The 16,520-nt window shown below is 67.6% G+C and carries 15 protein-coding genes; 7 read left to right on the top strand and 8 right to left on the bottom strand.

Annotated elements, in window-relative coordinates:
• Positions 1 to 17 precede the first annotated feature (17 nt).
• On the bottom strand, positions 18 to 401 hold the full coding sequence (locus JI739_RS23140; protein WP_201686390.1) for a YraN family protein: 384 nt from the start codon (positions 399 to 401) through the stop codon (positions 18 to 20).
• Between JI739_RS23140 and rsmI the strand changes: the two genes are divergently transcribed.
• Complete coding sequence (gene rsmI / locus JI739_RS23135; protein WP_201686389.1) at positions 401 to 1,321, top strand: 16S rRNA (cytidine(1402)-2'-O)-methyltransferase; 921 nt, start codon at positions 401 to 403, stop codon at positions 1,319 to 1,321. The genes JI739_RS23140 and rsmI overlap by 1 nt on opposite strands.
• Before the next feature lie 11 nt (positions 1,322 to 1,332).
• On the opposite strand, the gene JI739_RS23130 is transcribed toward rsmI, so the two are convergent.
• The gene (locus JI739_RS23130) at positions 1,333 to 3,402 is read right to left on the bottom strand and encodes a primosomal protein N' (protein ID WP_354003791.1); all 2,070 of its coding nucleotides are present in this window, start codon (positions 3,400 to 3,402) and stop codon (positions 1,333 to 1,335) included.
• Positions 3,403 to 3,716: 314 nt separating this feature from the next.
• On the bottom strand, positions 3,717 to 4,844 hold the full coding sequence (hemE, locus tag JI739_RS23125; RefSeq protein WP_201686388.1) for a uroporphyrinogen decarboxylase: 1,128 nt from the start codon (positions 4,842 to 4,844) through the stop codon (positions 3,717 to 3,719).
• 52 nt (positions 4,845 to 4,896) lie between these two features.
• Here hemE and JI739_RS23120 point away from each other — a divergent pair, with 52 nt between their 5' ends.
• The gene (locus JI739_RS23120) at positions 4,897 to 5,988 is read left to right on the top strand and encodes a tetratricopeptide repeat protein (protein ID WP_201686387.1); all 1,092 of its coding nucleotides are present in this window, start codon (positions 4,897 to 4,899) and stop codon (positions 5,986 to 5,988) included.
• A 10-nt stretch (positions 5,989 to 5,998) separates the two neighbouring features.
• Here JI739_RS23120 and JI739_RS23115 read toward each other — a convergent pair whose 3' ends face one another.
• Positions 5,999 to 8,149 (bottom strand): protein-disulfide reductase DsbD family protein, encoded by a 2,151-nt coding sequence (locus JI739_RS23115; protein WP_201686386.1) that lies wholly within the window; start codon positions 8,147 to 8,149, stop codon positions 5,999 to 6,001.
• A gap of 193 nt (positions 8,150 to 8,342) precedes the next feature.
• On the opposite strand from JI739_RS23115, the gene JI739_RS23110 reads away from it, so the two are divergent.
• The 5 genes from JI739_RS23110 (at position 8,343) to JI739_RS23090 (ending at position 11,740) form a co-directional block, all read left to right on the top strand.
• Positions 8,343 to 8,744, top strand: a complete 402-nt coding sequence (locus tag JI739_RS23110; protein WP_201686385.1) for a type III secretion system chaperone — start codon at positions 8,343 to 8,345, stop codon at positions 8,742 to 8,744.
• A gap of 9 nt (positions 8,745 to 8,753) precedes the next feature.
• Positions 8,754 to 9,155: a type III secretion system chaperone gene (locus tag JI739_RS23105; RefSeq protein ID WP_201686384.1), complete on the top strand. Its 402-nt coding sequence runs from the start codon at positions 8,754 to 8,756 to the stop codon at positions 9,153 to 9,155.
• 69 nt (positions 9,156 to 9,224) lie between these two features.
• Positions 9,225 to 10,061, top strand: coding sequence for a creatininase family protein (locus JI739_RS23100; protein WP_201686455.1), 837 nt, complete (start codon positions 9,225 to 9,227; stop codon positions 10,059 to 10,061).
• A gap of 127 nt (positions 10,062 to 10,188) precedes the next feature.
• On the top strand, positions 10,189 to 10,674 hold the full coding sequence (locus JI739_RS23095) for a CBS domain-containing protein (RefSeq protein ID WP_201686383.1): 486 nt from the start codon (positions 10,189 to 10,191) through the stop codon (positions 10,672 to 10,674).
• Positions 10,675 to 10,714: 40 nt separating this feature from the next.
• Positions 10,715 to 11,740, top strand: coding sequence for an RNA methyltransferase (locus JI739_RS23090; RefSeq protein WP_201686382.1), 1,026 nt, complete (start codon positions 10,715 to 10,717; stop codon positions 11,738 to 11,740).
• 62 nt (positions 11,741 to 11,802) lie between these two features.
• Here JI739_RS23090 and JI739_RS23085 read toward each other — a convergent pair whose 3' ends face one another.
• From JI739_RS23085 to JI739_RS23070, 4 genes are all read right to left on the bottom strand, one after another.
• The gene (locus tag JI739_RS23085; RefSeq protein WP_201686381.1) at positions 11,803 to 12,036 is read right to left on the bottom strand and encodes a KGG domain-containing protein; all 234 of its coding nucleotides are present in this window, start codon (positions 12,034 to 12,036) and stop codon (positions 11,803 to 11,805) included.
• A 175-nt stretch (positions 12,037 to 12,211) separates the two neighbouring features.
• Positions 12,212 to 12,604: a thioredoxin family protein gene (locus tag JI739_RS23080; protein ID WP_354003789.1), complete on the bottom strand. Its 393-nt coding sequence runs from the start codon at positions 12,602 to 12,604 to the stop codon at positions 12,212 to 12,214.
• 23 nt (positions 12,605 to 12,627) lie between these two features.
• Positions 12,628 to 14,250: a phospholipase D family protein gene (locus JI739_RS23075; protein WP_201686380.1), complete on the bottom strand. Its 1,623-nt coding sequence runs from the start codon at positions 14,248 to 14,250 to the stop codon at positions 12,628 to 12,630.
• Between the two features lie 80 nt (positions 14,251 to 14,330).
• A complete protein-coding gene (locus JI739_RS23070) occupies positions 14,331 to 16,199 on the bottom strand; it encodes an ATP-binding cassette domain-containing protein (RefSeq protein ID WP_201686379.1) in 1,869 nt (622 codons plus the stop codon).
• Positions 16,200 to 16,520: the final 321 nt, after the last annotated feature.

The following is a 16,520-nucleotide window of genomic DNA, read 5'->3' as shown; positions in this document are numbered from 1 at the left end:
CCCTGCGCGGCCCCCGTTCAGGAGCCCGCGTCGAAGGCGCCGCGCAGCCATTCGATGCGCTGGCCTTCCACGGCCACCACGTCGAAGCGGCAGGGCGGTGGAGCGGCCAGGCGCATCAGGTAATGCCGCGCCGCCAGCACCACGCGCCGCCGCTTGGTGTCGCCCACGCTGGCCGCCGCGCCGCCGAAGGCGCGGCTGGCGCGGTGGCGCACTTCGACGAAGACCAGCGTGCCGTCGCGCTCGCGCAGGATCAGGTCGATCTCGCCGCCGCCGCGGCCCGGGGTTCGATAATTGCGCTCCACCAGCCGCAGGCCGGCCGATTGCAAATGGGCGAGTGCGAGGTCCTCGGCGGCTTGTCCGGCCTGCCGGGTGCTGACTGCCAACCACACCGGGAGTTTCATTGAGCGCTTCGTATGCTTTGGCACTGAAGGCCGCACGCGAGGCGGCGGGGTCGCAGCATTATCCGCAGGGGGCGCTGTACGTCCTGGCCACGCCGATTGGCAACCTGGCCGACATCAGCCTGCGGGCCCTGCACGTGCTGTCCATCGCCGATGCGCTCGCCTGCGAGGACACCCGCCACACGCAGGCCTTGCTGCGCGCGCTGGGCCTGGAGCGGCCTGCAGGAGGCTGGATCGCGCTGCATCAGCACAACGAAGCCGAAGCGTCGCAGCAGGTGGTGCAGCGGCTCGCGGCGGGCGGACGGGTGGTCTATGCCAGCGATGCGGGCACGCCAGCGGTGAGTGATCCGGGCGCGCGGCTGGTGGCGGCGGTGCAGGCGGCGGGACAGCGCGTGGTGCCGGTGCCCGGCCCCAGCAGCGTGACCGCGGCGCTCAGCGTGGCCGGCGCCTGGCAGGCCGACGCAAGCGGCTTCGTCTTTGGCGGCTTCCTCTCCAGCAAGGCCGGCGAGCGCGCTGCGGCGGTGGAGGCGCTGCGACACGAGCCGCGCGCGGTGGTGCTCCTGGAGTCGCCCCATCGGATCGGCGAGCTGGCCAAGGCGCTGGCGGTGCTGGGCGATCGCCCGCTCACGGTCGGACGCGAGCTTACGAAGCAGTTCGAGCAGGTGCAGACGATGCCCTGCGAGGCCATGGCCGGCTGGCTCGCAGCCGATGCGGCACGCAGCCGAGGTGAGTTCGCGGTGGTGCTTCATCCGTGGGCGCAGGCCCAGCCGAGCGACGCCGGCGAAGACCTGCTGGCCTTGCTGCTGCCGGAGCTGCCGGTGAAGACGGCGGTGCGCATCGCCGCACAGGCCACGGGCGGCCACCGCAACGCGCTTTACCAGGCGGCGTTGCGGCTGCGTGGCGAGGATGCCAGCGAGAGTTGACGGCCGCCTGCTCAGACCGCCAGCGGATCCACGTCCACCGCCCAGCGGACCATTCCCGGTTCGCGTAGCGCGTGCAGCACCGGCTGCCAGGCGGCCAGGAAGCGCTGCAGCGCCGGGCGCGCGTCGCTTTCGACCAGCAGCTGCACACGCTCGATATCGGCCACGCGCTGCACGGCCATCGGAACGGGGGAATACAGCGTCACGTACTCGGCGCCCGGCAAGCCGGCGGTCGCCTCGCGGGCCGCTTGCAGGAAGGCGAGCGCGGCCTGCTGGGTTTTGGCTTCCGCGCGCAGTAGCGCCTGGAACGCAAAGGGCGGCATGCTGGCAACGCGGCGCTCCTCCAGTTGGCCATGGGCGAAGCCCGGGTAGTCGTGGCGCCGCAGCGCCGCGAAGAGGGGATGGCGCGGGTTGAAGGTCTGCACCCACATCTGGCTGGAGGCGGCCTGTGCGGCGTTGCGGCCGGCGCGCCCGGCCGCCTGCATCAGCAGCGCGAACAAGCGCTCGGGGGCGCGAAAGTCACTGGAAAACAGCGCGGAGTCGGGGTTGACCGCGGCCACCAGGGTGATGCGGCGAAAGTCGTGCCCCTTGGTGATCATCTGCGTGCCCACCAGCACGTCGACTTCGCCGGCGTGCACCTGCTCCAGTTGCGCCTCGAGGGCGCCCTTGCCACGCGTGCTGTCGGCGTCCATCCGCGCGATGCGCACCGGCCGCGGCTGGCCGTCGGACCCGACCCCCTGCACGCCCTGCAGCAGTTCGGACAGGTGTTCCTCCAGCCGCTCGGTGCCGCGACCCATCGGCGCGATGTCCACGTTGCCGCAGTCCGGGCAGGCCCGGGGGACGCGCTCCGCATGCCCGCAGTGGTGGCAGCGCAGGCTGCGGTCGAGCTTGTGGAAGACGCGGAACGCGCTGCAGCGGGGGCAGCTGCTTTTCCACTCGCAGGCGGTGCACGCCAGCACCGGGGCATAGCCGCGCCGGTTCAGGAAGATCAGGCTCTGCTCGCCACGCTGGATGCGCTCGCCGATCGCCTCCAGCAGCGCCGAGGACAGCAGGGTCTGGCGCGGCTGCAGGTTCATGTCGACCAGCCGGACCTCGGGGAGAGATCCGGCGCCGATGCGGGCCGGCATCTCCAGCCGCCGATAGCGGCCGCTTTCGCTCGCCTGCCAGCTCTCCAGTGAGGGGGTGGCGGATCCGAGCAGCACCCGTGCGCCTTCCAGCCGGCCCCGCAGCACGGCGAGATCGCGCGCCGAGTAGCGTGCGCCTTCCTGCTGCTTGTAGCTGGGGTCGTGTTCTTCGTCGACGACGATCAGGCGCAGCGATGGCATGGACGCGAACACCGCCATGCGGGTGCCGAGCACGATGCGGGCCTCGCCTGCATGTGCCGCCAGCCAGCCGCGCAGCCGTTGCGCCGGCGTCAGGCCGCTGTGCATCGCCACCACCTGGTCGAGGCCGAAGCGTTCGGTGAAGCGCGCGAGCAGCTGCGGCGTGAGGTTGATCTCTGGGACCATGACCAGGGCCTGGGCGGTCGGATCGGACTGCAGTGCGCGGGAAACCGCGTGCAGGTAGACCTCGGTCTTGCCGCTGCCGGTGGCGCCGAAGAGCAGGAACGGGCCGGGCTCCTGCTCGATGCGGTCCAGGGCCTGCTGCTGCTGCTCGGTGAGTGGCGGAGCGCAGCCCAGGCTCGTCGTCGGGGGGGCGTCATGCCCCGGGCGCCGACGCAAACGTCTCGCGAGCTGCTCGGCGCTCAGGTCGCGCAGCTGGGGCGGCAGGGCCGCCAGCGCGACCTCGCCCAGGCCGCGCTGGTAGTACGAGGCCGCGAAAGACACCAGTCGCCGCCAAGCCACACCCAGCGGCGCCACGCCGGTGAGTTGGGCCGACACGGGGCGCTCGCCGGGGTGCGGCTCGATGGAGTCCTCCGGGTCGTCCCAGACGATGCCCAGCACTTCCCGCCGACCCAGCGGGACGCGGACCAAAGCTCCCGGCGAGAGTGCCAGCTCACTTCGGTAACTCAGGGGGCCGATCAGCCCACGGTGCGCCGGGGTGGCGACGACCACCGGCCAGCGACGCTCTCCGGACGCGTCCACTTAAGGGCCGTTCCTCAGCCGTTCCACACATTCATGGCCTAAGTGCTTGAATCCAAATGGAATTGCCGACCATGCAGAAAATCTGTGGATAACTTTGTGCAAATCGCAGGGCCGAGAGGCTCGGCGGCCCGCCAGCACGCGGCCGCCACTGGAATGCACACTAATTAGGCAGTCGACCAGTCCCTTAAGAATCAACAACTTACGGATCCCTCCGCGGTGCGCCGGAGCAACACCAGGCGCGCTGGCGTTCTGCCCGCCGCTCGACAAAATTTGTGCATAAGTCAAGCCTTGCCTCGGTTCCTGTCGAGCTTGAACTAGGGATTCTCCGGATGACCGGGAACTATTTCTGAGTCTCCGGTCCGGCGCAGGCGCCGGGAATGGGCATGCACCTCCTCGACCAGCACCGCCACGTGATCTGGCGGGGTGTGCTGGCTGATGCCATGCCCCAGGTTGAAGATGTGCGTGGCACCCGCGGCGGAGCCGGTGTGTGGTGGCCCGAAACTGTCCAGCACCCGGCGGGCCTCGGCGCGCACGACCTCCGGCCCGGCGAACAGCACGTTGGGATCCAGATTGCCCTGCAGGGCCTTGCGGTCGCCGATTCGCGTGCGGGCTGCGCCGAGGTTCACGGTCCAGTCCAGGCCCAGCACGTCGCAATCGAGGGCGGCCATGTCGTCCAGCCACAAGCCACCGCCCTTGGTGAACACGATGCGGGGGATCACGTTGCCTTCGTGCGTGCGCTTGACCTGGGCGAGCACCCGTGCCGTGTAGGCCAGGCTGAAATCCTGGAACACCCCGTGGGCCAGCACGCCTCCCCAGCTGTCGAACACCATGACCGCCTGCGCACCGGCGTCGATCTGCGCGTTGAGGTAGGCCGCGACCGCGTCGGCATTGACCTGCAGGATGCGGTGCATCAGGTCGGGGCGGCTGTACAGCAGCGTCTTGACCAGCCGGTAGTCGCTCGAGCCGCCGCCTTCGACCATGTAGCAGGCGAGCGTCCAGGGACTGCCGGAGAAGCCGATCAGCGGCACCCGGCCGTCGAGGGCCAGGCGGATGGACCGCACGGCATCGAAGACGTAGCGCAGCCGCTCCATGTCGGGCACGGCGAGGTGACGTACCGCCGATTCGTCACGCACGGGCGAAGCGAAGCGAGGCCCTTCGCCGTTCTCGAAGCTCAGGCCCAGGCCCATGGCATCGGGCACGGTGAGGATGTCGGAAAAGAGAATGGCAGCGTCCAGCGGGTAGCGCTCGAGCGGCTGCAGGGTCACTTCGGTGGCGAACTGGGGGTTGGTGGCCAGCCCCATGAAGCTGCCGGCACGGGCCCGTGTCGCCCGGTACTCGGGGAGGTATCGGCCGGCCTGGCGCATCAGCCAGATGGGGGTGTGCGACGTCGCCTGGCGCAGGCAGGCGCGCAGGAAGGTGTCGTTGCGCAGGGGGGCAGTCATCCGGTCGATTGTCGCAGGGGCGCTTCTATGATCCGGGCCCCAAGGAGATCCCATGAGCCCTGATGTCGAGCGCGCCCGTGCCCTGTTTCTGGCGGGCGTGCAGCACTTCGAGTCCGGCCGCCTGGAACCGGCGGAAGTAGCCTTCGCGGCGGCCCTGGACCTCGCGCCCGGCAGGCCGTCGGTGCTGACCAACCTCGGCGTGGTGCGAGTCCGGCTGGGCCGCTTCGACGAGGCGCTGCCGCTGCTCGATCAGGCGCTGGCGCAGGAGCCGGGTAACGTCGAGGCGCTGGTCCACCGGGCCATGGCCTTGGCCGAGCTGGACCGGCCGGTCCAGGCCCTGCGCGATACCGAGCGGGCGCTGGCGGTGGCACCGGCGGTGGGCAAGGCCTGGGGCCTGCGCGGCAGTCTGCTCAAGGAACTGGGGCGCCATGACGAGGCCGCGCAGGCGCTGCAGCGCGCCATCGAGCTCGGCAGCGATGTCGACCTGCACCGCTACGTGCTGGCCGGCATCCGGGGAGACCAGGCACCGGCGGCGCCGCCGCGGGCTTACGTCGAGCAGCTGTTCGACAACTACGCGGGCGGGTTCGATGCCCACCTGACGGGACCCCTCGCCTACCAGGCTCCACGCGTCCTGCTCGAGCGCCTGCAGCAGGCGGGACACCGCTTCGACCACGCCGCCGACCTCGGTTGCGGCACCGGGCTTTGCGGACCGTGGTTGCGGTCCATGGCCCGCCAAGTCACGGGGGTCGATGTGTCGGCCCGGATGCTGGAGCAGGCCCGCGCCAAGCACGTCTACGACGAGCTGGTGCACGCGGATCTGGTGGACTACCTGCGCGGCCCGGTGGGGCCGTTCGACCTGGTGGTGGCCGCGGACGTCTTCATCTACGTCGGCGCGCTCGAGCCGGTGTTCGCCGCCCTGGTGCCGCGGCTGCGGCCGGGTGCCCAGTTGTGCTTCTCGGTCGAGGAAAGCGAAGGCGAGGCGCTGGCGCTGCGTCCCAGCCTGCGCTACGCCCACTCGGAGGCGTCGATCGCACAGCTGGCCGCGGCCCACGGGCTGCAACTGGCGCACTTGCTGCGGGGGCCCATCCGGATCGACCAGGGCCAGCCGGTCGCCGGCCTGTTCGCGTGGATGGCGCGGCGCTGAAAAAGCAGGTTCACAGCGCGGCCAGCGCCTGTCGCAGTTCGCGAGCGGACAGCACCTCGGACAGCACCACCGGTGGCTGGTCTTTCGCATAGAGCACATACACCGGCACGCCGCTGCGTCCGAGCTGGCCCAGCGCCTCGGTGATGGCCGGGTCGCGCCGGGTCCAGTCGGCCCGCAGCAGCGTCACGCCGCGGCGGTCGAAGTCGGACAGGATGGACGGGTCCGCCAGGGTGGTCTGCTTGTTGTACTGGCAGGTCACGCACCACGCGGCCGTGAAGTCGACGAACACCGGACGGCCCTGGTCCACCAGCTGCTGCACGCGTTCGGCGGTCCACGGCTGCCACGGGCCCTGTGCCAGGGCCGCGCCGACCGGGGCGGCTGGGCGCGTGAGCTGCGGCCCCGCCTGCCACGCCAGCATCGCGAGCAGTACCACCGAAATCGACCCCAGCAACGCGCGGGCCCGGCCGCGCAAGGTGAAGGCCCAGGCCACCATGCTCAGCGCCACCAGCAGGAGCAGCAGCGCCCCGGCGCCATCGATGCCGCTTTGCTGGCCCAGCACCCAGACCAGCCAGGCGACGGTGGCGAACATCGGGAACGCCATCAGCCGGCGGAAGGTGTCCATCCAGGTGCCCGGTCGCGGCAGCAGGCGCGACAGGGCCGGGAACCAGCTCGCCAGGGCATAGGGCAACGCCATGCCCAGTCCCAGGGCCGCGAAGATGGCCAGGGCCTGCAACGCCGGCAAGCCGATGGCCAGGCCCAGCGAGGCGCCCATGAATGGCGCGGTGCAGGGCGACGCGATCGCCACCGCCAGCACGCCTGAGAGGAAGGCATCGGCCACCGGGTGGCGTGCCTGGGCGGAGGCGAGCCGCGACGGCAGCATCGTGCCGAACTCGAACAAGCCCGCGAGATTCAGGCCGATCAAGGTGAACAGGGCCGCAAGCCCGGCCACGACCAGGGGCGACTGCAGCTGAAAGCCCCAGCCGAGCTGCTCGCCGGTTGCGCGCAGCGCCAGCATCAGGCCTCCGAGTGCCAGGAACGACCCGACGACGCCGGCGCCGTAGGCCAGCGCACCCAGGCGTTGTGCTCGCCGATCGGCAACGTGGCGGGTGAAGCCGACCACCTTCACGGCCAGGACGGGGAAGACGCAGGGCATGAGGTTGAGGATCAGGCCGCCGGCCAGCGCGCCGAGCAGCGCCGCCAGGAGGCTGACCGGCAGGGCGGGCGAGCCGCCGGCCGGACCCGCTGCTGCCGCATTGGCGCGCAAGGCCTGCTCCAGTGCCGGCGAGACCGATGCGGTCACGGCCGGGGCGGGCCAGGTGCCGGTGACGGGCAGTTCCAGCCGCCATCCCTCGCGACCGGTCGACAGGACCACCGGCAACTGCGCGGGGCTCTCGCTGCGGTGGCCGGACAGCGGGATCTCGGCCGTCCAGGTGGAGCCCTGCCACTGCTGCTGCCAGCGGGCTGCCGTTTCGATGATGCCGGGGGTTTCGGGAAAGAACTCGAGCTGCCGGCCCTGTGCGGCCTGGGGCATGCCGGGGACCCGCAGGCGCAGCGAAGACCCTTCCACCCGGGCCTCGGTCGGCACATCGAGGGGACGCGGCTGCGCGTCGAAGGCCGCCTGGAACGCCGCGGCGTGCAGCGCCGTGGCGCTTTGCAGCGGCACCTTGACCGCGAATTCCCCGTCTTCGGGAATGCATTCCTGCTTGCAGATCAGCCAGCTGGCTTTCAGGCGCACATCGAGGGTCCGCGCCAGCGGAGCGGGTCGGAACTCCGGGCTCACCGTCACGGGTACGGGCAGCAACACCGTACCTTCGTAGCCGTAGTTGGCGAGGGTGCCGATCGGGATCTTCTTGGGCAGCGGCCAGGCGATGTCGCCGGCCTGCACCCCTGGCGGCAGCGACCACTGCAGCGAGGTCGGCAAGCCGGAGTCGCCGGAGTTCTTCCAGTAGGTGTGCCACTCGGGCTGGTGTGCCAGCTGCAGCCCCAGCCAGATGGTCTTGCCCGGTCCCACGCCGTCCGGGGCGTGGGCCAACAGCTCCGCCCGAACCCGGTCGGTGGTGACCACCGCATCGGGGGCACGGGGTCCACCGATCTGGCCGAAGGCCGACCACGGCAGCAGAAGCAGACCGGACAGGAGAACGAACAAGCGAAATAGGGGCATTCGGTGAAAGCGGCGTGCGCTGGGGGGCAGAACTGGGAACTCGGCCGTGGACGTGGAGTTCCGCCCATCTGCCGCCCCAGATTGTCGGTCCAAGCATTCAGGCGGCTGACATCGAAGGGATCATCAGGTCAAAAGTGTCAATCTTGACGGGCCTCATAAGCTAGATTTCCTGACTACCTTCTAGTGACCTCCCATGTTCTTTCAGGATTTGATCAGACAGCTGGCCCGGGAGCTGGGCTTGCCAGCCCTGCTTCCGGATGCGGATGGCATCTGTGCCATCCGTTTCGACGGCCTGTCTTTCTGCCTGCGCGATCTGGGGCGGCAGGTCGTGCTCGTGTCCTGTTGGGTGGGCCGACTCGACCCACGCGACCGCTGCACCCAGGAGCGGCTGCTGGCAGGCAACCTGATGCCTGAGCAGGTGGGCGTCGCGATCCTCGGCATGGACGCCAGTGGCGACGTGTACCTGTCGGGGCATCTCGACTGCGCCCAGCTGACCTTTCCCACATTCCTTGTACGCCTCGAGCAGGTGGTCGACGCCGCCGCGTACTGGAGCGGGTGTTTCGGGGCGAGCCGGCCCGTGCTTGCCGTTCATTAGGCGCTGCCATTGATCACTTTTCACGACCTCATCGGGCAACTCGGCAAGGAGCTGGGTCTGGCGGTGCCGCGCTGGGATGCGGCGGGCACCGGGGCGATGCTCGATGTGGGCGGCGTACGGGTTCATCTGCAGGTGCGGCCAGCTGTGGGACTGGTCAGCGCCGCAGCGGAGATGGCCTCGCTGGACGAGTGGGAGCCGGATTTGCTGGGGGGGCTGTTGCAGGCCAACCTGCGACCTGCCGAATTGGGGGGCGCGTGTTTCGCCCGACGCGGCCGCCTGGCGGTCCTGGTCCGGTCCTTTCACCTGGCTCAGGCCAGCCCACCACCGGCGCAATTGCTGCAGGAACTGGTGGTGCAGTGCCTGGGTTGGCGTGGACGACTGGCGGCCAGGCACCAGCCGATCACCGGATAGCGAGTCGTCGCACCAAGCCCGCGCTGTCGCAGCGCTGGGCCACGCGGACCAGCGCCTAAGATGCGCGGCATGAGCCAAAAATCGCGCTTTTGGGCCGACCTCAGCACGCTCGACTTTTCCCGACTGCAGGCCACTGGTCGGGCCGCCCAGACGGTCGCGGTGCTGCCGGTGGCTGCCACCGAGCAGCACGGTCCACATCTCCCCCTGAGCGTGGATTCCAGCCTCGTCGACGGCGTCATCGCCGCTTGTTTGCCGCTGTTGCCAGCGGCGGCCGAGGTGCTGTTCCTGCCAACGCAGGCAGTGGGCAAGAGCAATGAGCACTCGCGGTTCGCAGGCACCCTCACGCTGTCGGCCGAGACGCTGATCAGGCTGTGGACCGAGATCGGGGAATCGGTTGCCCGTGCCGGTGTGCGCAAGCTTGTGTTGTTCAACAGCCATGGCGGCCAGGTCAGCGTGATGGACATCGTGGCGCGAGATCTGCGGGCCCGTTTGGAGATGATGGTCTGGTCGGTGAACTGGTTCGGCCTTCCGCTTGGCGACGAGGTGGAGGGCCTGTTTCCGCCGGAGGAACACCGATTCGGCATCCATGCCGGAACGATCGAGACGTCGATGATGTTGGCCCTTCGGCCGCAGTTCGTCGACATGGCGCAGGCGCGCGACTTCGATTCCAGTTCGCGCCTGCGCGCAGCGAACTACCCCATCCTCGGCAACGGGCGCAGCGCCAAGCTGGGTTGGCAGATGCAGGACTACAACCCGATGGGGGCGGCCGGCGACGCGAGCCAGGCGACCGCCGAGAAGGGTCACGCGGTGCTGCAGGCGGCTGCCACGCAGCTGGCCCTGTTGCTGCAGGAGGTGCAGCAACTGCCGCTGTCGACACTGGTCGAGCGGCCCAGCCTACCCGACTGAATTCCGGCTTGCCGGCGCCGACGTCCTACGGCAGCTTCCGAGCCGGCCGATGGCGGCTTGTCGGGACGTCATTAGATTGATCGCGTTGCCGGCGGTTTGCCCGGCGCGATCTCTCGAGGAGTTCACGATGTCAAGAGTGTCCGATGTGATGACCCGCGGCGTTCGCACGCTCGCGCCGACCGATTCCGTCGTGCAGGCAGCTCAGGCGATGGACGAGTTGAACGTGGGTGTGATCCCGGTCTGCGATGGTGACCGCCTGTTGGGCATGGTGACCGACCGCGACATCGTGGTGCGCGGGGTGGCGCAGGGCGGGGACTTGAACAACTGCAAGCTCTCGGATGTGATGAGCGGCCACGTGCGAACCGTGCGGGAGGGCGATGACGTGGACGACGTGCTGGCGGAGATGGCCAGCTCCCAGATCCGGCGGATGCCCGTGGTGGACGCGAAGGACCGCTTGGTCGGAATCGTCTCGCTGGGTGACATCGCGGCCAAAGGCGGCGACGACGAGTCGGAAATCGGGATGTCCCTGGGCGACATCTCCGAGCCGGCTCGGCCGGATCGAGCGGAAGAGCCCGGCACCGGTGCGAAGAAGGCGCGCAAGCAGCCTGGCTGATGCCGCCGGGCAGGTCTTCGGCAGCGGCTAAGCTCGCCTCATGCGAATCGATACCTTGAGGCAGCGGCTGCGTGAGCTGCAGGCGCTGCCGGTGCATGAGCAGCGCGTGTTGCGCCTGTGGGCTCAAGGCTTGCCGCTGGAAGGGGGGCGTCGAAAACTTGAGCATGTGCTGCCTCGACCTCTGTGGCTTGCTCTACCAGGGCTGCTCGATGAGCTGCAACGCCTGGCCGTGGTCCGCTCAATCCACCCGTCCCCGTCCGATGGTTCGAGCCGACTGCTGGTGGCGCTGGCCGACGGCCAGACGGTCGAGAGCGTGCTGTTGCCGCGCCAGGGCCTGTGCGTGTCGACACAGGTTGGGTGTGCGGTCGGCTGCGTGTTCTGCATGACGGGCCGCGAAGGCCTGCTTCGCCAGCTCGGAAGCGCGGAGATCGTTTCGCAGGTGACGGCAGCCCGCCGCCAGGCTCCGGTGCGCAAGGTGGTGTTCATGGGCATGGGCGAGCCCGCGCATAACCTGGACAACGTGCTGGAAGCGATCGATCTCCTCGGGACCGCGGGTGGAATCGCTCACAAGAGCCTGGTGTTTTCGACGGTGGGAGATCCCCGTGTCTTCGAACGCCTCCCCAGAGAGCGGGTCAAGCCGGCCCTGGCCCTGTCGCTGCACACGACCAAGCCGCGCCTGCGGGAGGAACTCTTGCCGCGTGCGCCGCGCATGACTCCCGAGGAGTTGGTGGAGCAGGCGGACGGCTATGCCAAGGCGACCGGGTATCCGATCCAGTACCAGTGGACGCTGATCGAAGGAGTCAACGACGGCGAGGAGGAGCTCGACGGGCTGGTGCAGCTTCTGCGGGGACGCTATGGGGTGCTCAACATGATTCCGTACAACCACGTGGAGGGCCTGCCGTTTCGCCGGCCCTCGTGGGAGCGAGCCGCCGCGATCGCACGCAGCCTGCACCAGCGCGGGGTGCTGACCAAGCTGCGCCAATCCGCCGCGCAGGAAGTGGAGGGGGGGTGCGGGCAGTTGAGGGCCCGGTCGCTGGAGGGGGCGCAGCCGATCCGCTGGCACTGACGCGGACAAAGAAGAAGGGGCGCCGTGGCGCCCCTTCCCTCGTGTCCGAGCAGAGACGACGATCAGCGATTGCTGCTGCTGTTGCTGGCCTGGTTCTTGGCGCGATTCTGGCTGCGCGCCTGGCCGCCCTTGCGGCCGGCTTCACGCGCCTCCTCCGAGCTGAACTCGTGTGCGGTTCCCTTCTCGTGGGCCGCTCGGCCGCCTTGGCTGGCGATCTCGCGCTGGCGCTGGGGATCCATGGAAGCGAATCCTCGATTGGAGCTGCCAGTCTTGCCGCTCTGGTTGCTGGATGCCATGGTGCTACTCCTTGGGTAAAACGGGTTGATTCCATGGCCAGTGCGTTGTTCGCCGCGCTGACCATGCGTGCATTGAGCGTTTACCGGAATCATTCGCTCGTCAGGAGGGGAAGAAGAGCTTCGTAGGACGACACCGCACGCTCCGACAGGACGTGCCCTGCACCTGAGGTCTGGATTAGATGGGCTCGAGCTGTCCGGGGCCCAACCGTTCCATCAGTTCGCGCGCCTCCGGCCCAGCCGATCCGGACCGTTCATCGTGCGCCAATGCATCGAGCAATCGCTCGACGTGTGCCGCATGGGGCAGGACCGGCCCCAAGAATCGCGGCGTGGCGCCTTGGGCGATAAGCAGCGTCGGAAAAGTCTCGATGTCGAGGTCCCCCAGCGCGTCGGCCTGATCTTCGATGTCGACCCACATGAAGCGCACCGAAGGCCTTTCGCGAGCGAGCTTTTCAAGGGCCGGCCGCCATTCGCGGCAGGTCCCGCACCAGTCGGCGCACAGGCAGACCACTTGCCAGTGGGAACCGGCAGGACGGGAAGGAGCACGCGGGGTATTCATGGTCAGCAGCAAGCGCCAGTGTAGGCGGGGCGGAGCTACAGCAACTCGTCCGGCGCGAACGGGCCGAGGATGCGCACGAGCCAACGTCGTCCCAGGCCCGCTTCGGGCTCCTGGTCGCTGTCGGCAAAGGGTGCGCCGCTCGGGGCGATCCAGCGTGGGTGACCACCCGCACGGAGTTGCACGCGCCAGGCGCTGCGCGCCAGCGTGGCATGAAACAGGCGGACAAGGCGCTCGGCCAGGTGGGAGCTTCGAATGAGCAGCGCAACTTCGCTGTTCTGCAGTTGCGAGCGTAGATCCAGATTCATGGATCCGATCACGACCGACCGGCCGTCGATGACGACAGCCTTCAAGTGCAGACTCGAGCGCGACGTTCGCCCGCTCGAACCGGTATGCACGTCGCGAGCTTCAAGGCCCAGGCTGGAGCTGGGCTCGGCGCGCATCTCATGCAGTTCGACGCCACGCCGCAGCAGGTCTACTCGGTGCCGTGCGTAGCCCGCGTGAGCGGCGGGCGCATCGGTGGATGCGAGGGAATTGGTCAGCACGCGCACCGCCACCCCGCGCCTACGGAGTTCATCGAAGGTCTGCTTCATTTCGCGCCCAGGGACGAAATAGGGCGACACGATCAGCACCTCTTTCCGCGCTTGCCGCATGAGGCTCAGCAGCCCCTCGACCACGCTTTCGCCCGCAGCCGGGTCACCAGGTTCCTCCGTGATCTTTTCGGGCCGGTCCACCATCAGCAACGACGGCGCCCAAGTCAGCGGGACGCGTGCGAGGTCTAACGGCTGGCGTTCTGGTGCGGCTGGCTTCCCGAAGGTTGCGGTTGTAGTTGCTTCGGGCGCGAGGGGCGATGAATCTGCCGGCGCCGCTTGTGGCTGACGCAAGCTCTCGAGCTCCCGAGGGGAGACCAGGGACTGCACCGGATAGGCCAGCGGATCGTTCCAGTAACGATCGAAACTGGCGGCCATGTCGTGCACGATGCGCCCGGTTGCGAGCACGTCCAGGTCGATGAAATTGCTCGCGTCAGCCGCCCCGAAGTAAGCGTCCCCGAGATTGCGGCCGCCAACGATCCCCCATGCGCTGTCGGCGATGAACAGCTTGTTGTGCATGCGTCGCTGAATTCGCTCCCAATCATGCAGCGACCCAACGATGCGACCCAGGAACGAAGCACGCGGCCCCCCCAACGGATTGAACAGGCGGACCTCGATGCCGGGCTCCAACGCGAGTTGGAGCACTTCTGCATCGGAACCGGCAGCCTGGAAGTCGTCCAGCAGCAGGCGGACCCGAACGCCTCGGGCTGCTGCTTCCCTCAGGCGCAGCAGCAGCAGGCTGCTGCTGCTGTCGACGTGGATGGCGTAGTACTGGAGATCGAGCGAATGCCGTGCCTCGCGGATCAAGGCAAGCCGGCTGCTCAAGCCAAGTTCAGCTGTATCCAGCAAATGGAAGCCGTTGGCGATGCGGGCCTCTTCCCGCGCGGCACGGGCATGGGCCAGCCGGCCGAGTGGGGCCTCATCTGGCTTGCTGAAGGCGTGCGACACGGGCCGCTCCGCGGAAGGCGGCAAGCTTGCGCAGCCGAACAGCGCGACCACCATCGTCAGTAGGACCAAGACCGCACGCCGATGAGCAGGAGGCTTGTCGGGCGGCGCCACAACGGCATTCATGCCGAGACTCTATCGACGTGCGCCGTATCCAGGCACGGCTCAAGGTCAGCCGTCACCGCAAGCTGACGCCGGGGAAAAGCTCATGAGGAGCCGAGCGCCTCCCAGCGCTCTAACGCCGCCAGCAGTTGATCTTCGATTTCCGCCGAGCGCTGCGCAAGCAGCGCGGCCTTGCCGCCGTCGGTGCGGTAAAGGTTGCCGTCACTCAGCTGGGCAGTGATGGCGCTTTGCTCCTGCTCTAATTTCTCGATGAGCGCAGGCAGAGCGTCCAGCTCGCGCTGTTCCTTGTAGCTGAGCTTGCGCTTAGGCCTGAGTTCTGGGGCAGCTGGGGCAGGTACTGCGGTCACGGGCGTCGCCGCTCGCAGCTGCGGTGTACCGGCAAGCGCAGCAGCCCGTTTGGACTGGGTGACCCAGTCTTCGATGCCGCCCTCGTACTCGCGCCACTTGCCGTTTCCTTCGAAGGCAATAGTACTGGTCACGACGTTGTCGACGAAGCTTCGGTCGTGGCTGACCAGGAAGACGGTTCCTTCATAGCTCTGAAGCAGGTCTTCTAGCAGCTCGAGCGTTTCGATGTCGAGATCGTTAGTTGGCTCGTCGAGTACGATGACATTGGCCGGTTTGGCGAACAGTCGTGCCAGCAGCAGGCGGCTGCGCTCCCCTCCCGACAGAGAGCGCACAGGAGACGCGGCGCGGGCCGGTGAGAAGAGAAAGTCGCCCAAGTAGCTCTTGACGTGCTTGCGCTGCAAGCCAATCTCGATCCACTCGCTGCCGGGGCTGATGAAGTCTTCCAAGCTGGCATCAAGGTCGAGCGCCGCGCGCATCTGGTCGAAATACGCAACCTGCAGGTTCGCGCCGCGGCGAACGCTACCGGAATCAGCCTGAAGTTCGCCGAGGATCACCTTCAGGAGCGTCGTCTTCCCCACTCCGTTGGGGCCTATCAAACCGACTTTGTCGCCCCGGAGAATAGTGGCCGAAAAATTTGTGATGATGGGGACCCCGTCGAATGACTTGCTCACGTCTTCAAGCTGTGCTACCAGCTTCCCTGTGAGTTGGCCCGTGGCAACGTCGAGCTTGGCTCGTCCGACGGCTTCACGACGCTCGGCGCGCGCTTTGCGCAGCAGCTTCAGCCGATTGATCCGCCCTTGGGCTCTGGTCCGGCGTGCTTCCACGCCTTTGCGAATCCAGACCTCCTCCTCGGCCAGGAGCTTATCGGCGCGGGCGGCGAGTACAGCCTCCTGAGCCAACTGCTCTTCTTTTAAGGCCATGTAGCGGCTGAAATTGCCCTCGTATGAGCGCAGTTGTCCCCGATCAAGCTCGACGATGCGGGTGGCTACCCGGTCGAGGAATGCTCGGTCGTGGGTCACAGTGACGACGGATCCTCGAAAATTCACGAGCAGATCCTCTAGCCACGCAATCGATTCCAGATCAAGGTGGTTCGTCGGCTCGTCCAGCAACAACACGTCAGGTCTAGCCACGAGCGCCTGTGCGAGCGCGACCCGCTTGCGCGTCCCGCCTGACAGCTGGGCAATCAAGGATCGCGCGGGCAGCCGCAGGCGCTGCAGCGATTCGTTCACGCGCTGCTCCCACGTCCACCCATCCACCGCTTCAATCTGCCGCTGCAGATCATCAATATCGCCGTCCCCCCGGCTGTAGTGCTCGATGAGGTCGAGGATGGGTGCTAGTCCTGCTTGAACAGCTTCGAATACTGTCATGGAAGGATCCAGCTCGGGCTCCTGGGAGACCAGTACGACGCGCAGGTGCTGCTGCCGATGTAGCGCTCCATCATCCAACTCGTCCAGCCCCGCAAGGATCCGTATGAGCGATGACTTACCTGCGCCGTTTCGACCGATCAGGCCGACCCGTTCGTTTGGCTCCAGCGAGAGCTGGGCATGGTGCAGCAGTGCGACGTGCCCGAACGCGAGTTGGGCATCCATAAGAGTCAAGAGGGCCATGCAGCCAAAGCGAAAGAGCCTAGCACCCGGAGCTGCATTTGAGGGATGTTCCAAGTATCAAAAGTCGGTATAGAATCACAGGCTTCGCTGACCAACGCCGCCGACGGGGCGGGCGCGAAACGCGAAAACCCTCGAGGTTGCCAGGATTTAAAAAAGAATGGCATAATCGCAGGCTCTGCTGAAAACGGCGGACAAGCAAAACGGTGAGTCGGTCGAAGCAGCAAAGGAAAAAAAGTTTGACCGGTCTTCAAAACTCGGTGTAGAATTCAAGGCTTCGCTGATCGCAGCAAGCAAAGCAAAATGGCTAAAGTCAGTTTGCTG

The sequence above is a fragment of the Ramlibacter aurantiacus genome, from assembly GCF_016722895.1.
Classification (GTDB): Bacteria; Pseudomonadota; Gammaproteobacteria; order Burkholderiales; family Burkholderiaceae_C; genus Ramlibacter; species Ramlibacter aurantiacus.
The sequence above is the reverse complement of the archived record's forward strand: the minus strand, read 5'-3'. Positions and strand labels throughout refer to the sequence as shown.

Coding starts and splice junctions, on each gene's coding strand:
- JI739_RS23140 (WP_201686390.1), bottom strand. CDS start 401: ATGAAACTCCCGGTGTGGTTGGCAGTCAGCACCCGGCAGGCCGGACAA.
- hemE (WP_201686388.1), bottom strand. CDS start 4,844: ATGACTGCCCCCCTGCGCAACGACACCTTCCTGCGCGCCTGCCTGCGC.
- JI739_RS23120 (WP_201686387.1), top strand. CDS start 4,897: ATGAGCCCTGATGTCGAGCGCGCCCGTGCCCTGTTTCTGGCGGGCGTG.
- JI739_RS23115 (WP_201686386.1), bottom strand. CDS start 8,149: ATGCCCCTATTTCGCTTGTTCGTTCTCCTGTCCGGTCTGCTTCTGCTG.
- JI739_RS23110 (WP_201686385.1), top strand. CDS start 8,343: ATGTTCTTTCAGGATTTGATCAGACAGCTGGCCCGGGAGCTGGGCTTG.
- JI739_RS23100 (WP_201686455.1), top strand. CDS start 9,225: ATGAGCCAAAAATCGCGCTTTTGGGCCGACCTCAGCACGCTCGACTTT.
- JI739_RS23095 (WP_201686383.1), top strand. CDS start 10,189: ATGTCAAGAGTGTCCGATGTGATGACCCGCGGCGTTCGCACGCTCGCG.
- JI739_RS23090 (WP_201686382.1), top strand. CDS start 10,715: ATGCGAATCGATACCTTGAGGCAGCGGCTGCGTGAGCTGCAGGCGCTG.
- JI739_RS23085 (WP_201686381.1), bottom strand. CDS start 12,036: ATGGCATCCAGCAACCAGAGCGGCAAGACTGGCAGCTCCAATCGAGGA.
- JI739_RS23075 (WP_201686380.1), bottom strand. CDS start 14,250: ATGAATGCCGTTGTGGCGCCGCCCGACAAGCCTCCTGCTCATCGGCGT.
- JI739_RS23070 (WP_201686379.1), bottom strand. CDS start 16,199: ATGGCCCTCTTGACTCTTATGGATGCCCAACTCGCGTTCGGGCACGTC.